The organism is Acetomicrobium mobile (genome assembly GCF_937920065.1).
Genome location: NZ_CALETC010000276.1, coordinates 1 through 4313 on the forward strand (window position 1 = coordinate 1; position 4313 = coordinate 4313).

Annotated in this window: 3 protein-coding genes and 1 pseudogene; 1 reads left to right on the forward strand and 3 read right to left on the reverse strand. The window is 47.3% G+C overall.

Annotation, left to right across the window (positions count from 1 at the left end):
- Positions 1–281, reverse strand: a pseudogene (locus Q7P41_RS10280) (octanoyltransferase); the annotation flags it as partial.
- 250 nt (positions 282–531) lie between these two features.
- On the opposite strand from Q7P41_RS10280, the gene Q7P41_RS10285 reads away from it, so the two are divergent.
- The gene (locus Q7P41_RS10285) at positions 532–1845 is read left to right on the forward strand and encodes an SH3 domain-containing C40 family peptidase (protein ID WP_303884036.1); all 1314 of its coding nucleotides are present in this window, start codon (positions 532–534) and stop codon (positions 1843–1845) included.
- A gap of 207 nt (positions 1846–2052) precedes the next feature.
- Here Q7P41_RS10285 and Q7P41_RS10290 read toward each other — a convergent pair whose 3' ends face one another.
- Together Q7P41_RS10290 and Q7P41_RS10295 are read right to left on the reverse strand one after the other, a co-directional pair.
- Positions 2053–3273, reverse strand: a complete 1221-nt coding sequence (locus Q7P41_RS10290; protein ID WP_303884038.1) for a dihydrolipoamide acetyltransferase family protein — start codon at positions 3271–3273, stop codon at positions 2053–2055.
- 14 nt (positions 3274–3287) lie between these two features.
- A complete protein-coding gene (locus tag Q7P41_RS10295; protein WP_303884039.1) occupies positions 3288–4292 on the reverse strand; it encodes an ATP-NAD kinase family protein in 1005 nt (334 codons plus the stop codon).
- Between the last annotated feature and the right edge of the window lie 21 nt (positions 4293–4313).

Consider the following 4313-nt stretch of genomic DNA (forward strand, 5'->3'; position numbering starts at 1 on the left):
GGGTAAGCCACGATCTGCCCCGGACCATGATAGGTTATATTTCCTCCCCTGTTCGTCTCATACAACTCTATCCCCGCGGTTTTAAGATATTTTTCATCGACGAGCAGGTTTTCCTTCCCGCCGGACCTTCCTATGGTAAAAACGGGCTTGTGTTCGAGCAACAAAAGTATGCCGTCAGCTTTTCCTGAAACAACCTTGTCAAAGGCTTTTTCCTGCAAAACCAGTCCTTCGCCGTAGCCTATAAGTCCCTTTAAGTTAACTACGAAGCATCGTCTATTCATGAAACAAACACCTCACGATACGAGATATATAAAAAATTTAATGATCGACCCTCAGTAACTTCAGTGGCTTTATACTTATTCTACACCTGTATGTATGAACGATGTCTTGGCCAAAAGTTTGCTTGAAAAAACTTGTAAATTTTCCTAAAATGCAGTAACGACGGCTTAACTGATGACAAAGAAAAATTTTTTGCATCAAAACAGGCGCCATTGTTACTTATTGCCTTTGAAAGGCGGTGAAGGAAGGCAAATGAAAAGTTATCGCATGAAATTTATTGTAGGTCTTCTTTTAGTTTTATGTTTTTGTCCCCTGAAAGCTCTGGCCTTCGAAAAACTGACGCCGAAGGTTTCACAAAACCCCTTTTACTATCTAAAAAGTGACTATGCCATGCCTTTGCTGTCAAAGGATGAGCAAAACAACCGCGCAAGTGGCGCAAAAGACCGGTTTTTCCTGCCCTGGTCCGGAGATTTCAGGCATTCAAAAGACGACCTTTTGTGGCCCTTTAACGCTTACTTGCCCGGCAAGGTTTACGGGGAAAATGAAAGACCGCGAGAAAAAAGGTGGTTTGACGAAATTTACAGCAAGGCGCACATCGAGGCATTTAAAGATATAAACGCACCGGGCATAACCATAGCCGAAGGCTCGCTAAGGGCCTTTCCCACTCATGATCCGATATTTCTGTCACCTGAACTTTCGGGCGAAGGGTACCCTTTCGATTACGGGCAAGTTTCCCGGGTGAACCCCGGAGAACCGATTAGAATCTCTCATTTCAGCCGTGACAATTCGTTTGCTTATGTGGAGACCTCCTTTGCCGCAGGTTGGATTGACTCCAGAAAAATCGCTTACGTTAACGAAGGCTTCATCGATAGATACATGCCTTTGCCGCTTGCGGTAATAGTAAAGGACGACAAAGCCGTCAGCAAAGGAAACCTTTTTATCTTCAACGTCAAAATAGGGTCCCTTTTTCCTCTGAATGAAGAATTATTATATGATCTGGAGCTTTTGGTGCCAACAGGCAAAGACGAGGCGGGGCTTGCAACACTTGAGGCAGTCCGCTTGCCGAGGGACTTTGCAAAAAGATGGCCAATTGAATTTAGTCAATGGAATGCCGCCTCCTTGATAGACGAGATGATGGGTGAAACCTACGGCTGGGGAGGAATGTACGGCAAAAGGGACTGTTCGGCAACTACGAGAGATTTCTTTTTACCCTTCGGCATATGGCTGCCAAGAAATTCAAGTGCACAGGCAAAAAGCGGGACTTTCATTTCCCTTGAAGGTCTAACGCCTCTTCAAAAAGAAAAGGCCATAAAAGAAGGTGGGACTCCCTTTGCAAGCATATTATATAAACCCGGGCATGTAATGTTGTACGCTGGATCTTACAGGGGAAGGGTCGTCGTCTTTCATAACCTGTGGGGGCTAAGGACCAAAAGCAAAGGTGTGGAGGGACGATACGTTATAGGCCGGTCGGTCTTGAGCACCCTTGACGTTGGAAAAGATTTACCGGACATAGATCCCGATGGCCTGTTAATCAACGCCATAACGGGGATGACAAATCTCCTTTAAAATTTAGCGGCAAGTTGCTGGGGCAATTGACGAAAAAGGGCTTAAAAACTGCAACTTCGCCCGATTAGCGCTCCTTTAAAAAGGGGGGGCGCCTGCCTCCTGGCACGCGATTTTAACATGTAAATAAGTGTAGGGACTTTGAGCTTAAATTTTTTGTCCCTACACTTATTTTTCTTGCTCTAATTTTCCTTGCTTTTTGCTGAACTGCTATTTCAGTGACGTCAAAAGCATGAAGGGGTTTTCGATCATTTCCTTTAATTGCCTCAAAAATAAGGCTGCCTGTGCTCCGTCAACGATCCTATGATCAAAGGTCAATGACAAGGTCATCACCGGTTTAATTACGATCTCTTCACCGCAAACGCAGGGTTTGTCTTTCATCTCCCCAACCCCCAATATGGCACACTGCGGGGGATTTATTATGGGCGTGAAGTCCCTGATCCCAAACATGCCAAGGTTTGTTATCGTAAAGGTGCCGCCTGTGACATCGTCTACGGAAAGTTCGCCCTTTCTGGCCTTTTCTACCAAGGCATCTCCTTCTGAGGCAATCTGAAACATATCTTTGTTCCCAACATCTTTTATGACGGGAACTATTAGGGCACCTTCTATTGCCACAGCCAAGCCTATGTTTATTTCATCAAGGAGCACCACTTCGTTTCCGTCCAGGTAGGAGTTAAGCATTGGATGTTCCTTCAGTGCCAGGGCGCACATTTTCATCAATATGTAATTGTAGGATAGATTTAGACCTTTTTCTTTAAAAAGTGTCCTTAAACTTTCACGCATGTTTTTAAAGGAGGAACAATCCACATCGGCGTTTAAAGTGACCATGGGGGCGTTTTGCCAGCTAGCGCTCATCCTTTCCGCAATTACCTGGCGTACGTCCGACAGGGGAATTCTTTTAGGTTCTGCCGCTTTAACTGCCGGTGATGGCGCTGGAACGGCAGCTTTTTGCCGTTCTATGAAATCCAGTACGTCTTGTTCCACGATCCTGCCCTTTGGCCCCGTGCCCGTTACCAAGGCCAAATCGATGCCATGTTCTTTTGCTATTTTTTTGGCTATGGGAGTGGCTCTAATGAACACCTCTTCTGCTGCTGGTTTGGGTGCTTCCACTGCCGCCGGTTTAACTTCTTTGACTTCTTCCTTAGCCTCTGCGGGAACGGCTACCTCCTCTAAAAGCTCGCTTATGTCCTCGTCGGGGGCCGCTATTATCGCCAAAGGAGTTCCGATAGGGACCTTGACACCAGGCTGGACTAGAATCTTTCTTATCACGCCGCTTTCTGCGGCCTCCACCTTGTAGGTAATCTTTTCCGTAGAAACCTCTAAGATCACCTCGCCTTTTTCTACCTTGTCGCCTTCCTTTTTGTGCCATTTAGCTACTGAACCGGAAGTCATAGTAAGGCCAAGTTTAGGCATTGTAACAACTAAAGCCATAAAAATCCACCTCCTTATTTGCTGCGACCGATCAATCCTTTATTTTGAACGGCAAGCCACATCGTCCTCTCAATGTCTATGACGCGAGGGCCATTGTTGCTCAAGCGCACTGAAGCTTTTCTGCCCGGCAAGATTTCGACCTCCCTTTCACCATCAAGGGCGATGACGGCCGGGCTTATATCAAAACCTATCTCGTCTCCAAGCGAGATCTCATTAAACTCAAGGACTCGTACAGGTTTTATCAGCCCCGGGGCGACGGGAGCCGTCACCTCGAAACCTTCCTTTGAGTCTTCCAAAGATCCCAATATTATGTGCAATCCTTCATCTTCGGCCAGATGCCGCTGCAAGATCATGCCCCCTACAGAAGACAGGCCTATGTTGCTTGGTTTGGCTTGCGTCAAGACCAGCTCTTTGACCTTGCTCATGTCCCATATGGCCTTTGATCCCAAGAATATATCGTCATAAAGGGCGGCATCCACCAGCGCAAGGTCTCTTAACTCGCCATCGATCAGGATATCCAAGCGTTTTGTCGGATATGTAGCCTCTTCGGCGGAGACGGTGCCCGCGGCGACGTAGCCTGCCGCCATGCCGGCGATGGTGCCTTCCACCATGCTGGGAAAGATGTTATTAGTCCCAGTTGACACGGGCATGAAGGGAACGGAAATGCTTCCCTTTGCCACCGCACGATTGGTACCGTCTCCTCCAAGCACGATGAGACATTTAGCGCCCTCTTTTTCGAGCAACTTTGCGGCCAAGGTAGAGTCGTCCTGCGTTCCCTGGCAATACATTTTTAAAGGCTCTACGCTCATTTTAAGGCGAACGTGCTCCAACGCCCTGGGAACTATGCCGAAGTAATCGGGCATGTAAAGCACCTTATCGACGCCCGTTGCCTCAAGCCCCAGCAGTATGCGCCTCGCAATGTTTACCTTTTCTATGTTGTCAAAGACCGAACCGTGAGCGACTAGCCTCCTGATGTCCTTTCCCGAAGCCGGATTTGCGATGATCCCAACTAGCGTCAAATATATCGATTCCCCTTTCTA

Bases quoted from the DNA above. Each gene is read 5' to 3' on its own strand.
- Q7P41_RS10285 (WP_303884036.1), top strand. From the start codon at position 532: ATGAAAAGTTATCGCATGAAATTTATTGTAGGTCTTCTTTTAGTTTTA.
- Q7P41_RS10290 (WP_303884038.1), bottom strand. From the start codon at position 3,273: ATGGCTTTAGTTGTTACAATGCCTAAACTTGGCCTTACTATGACTTCC.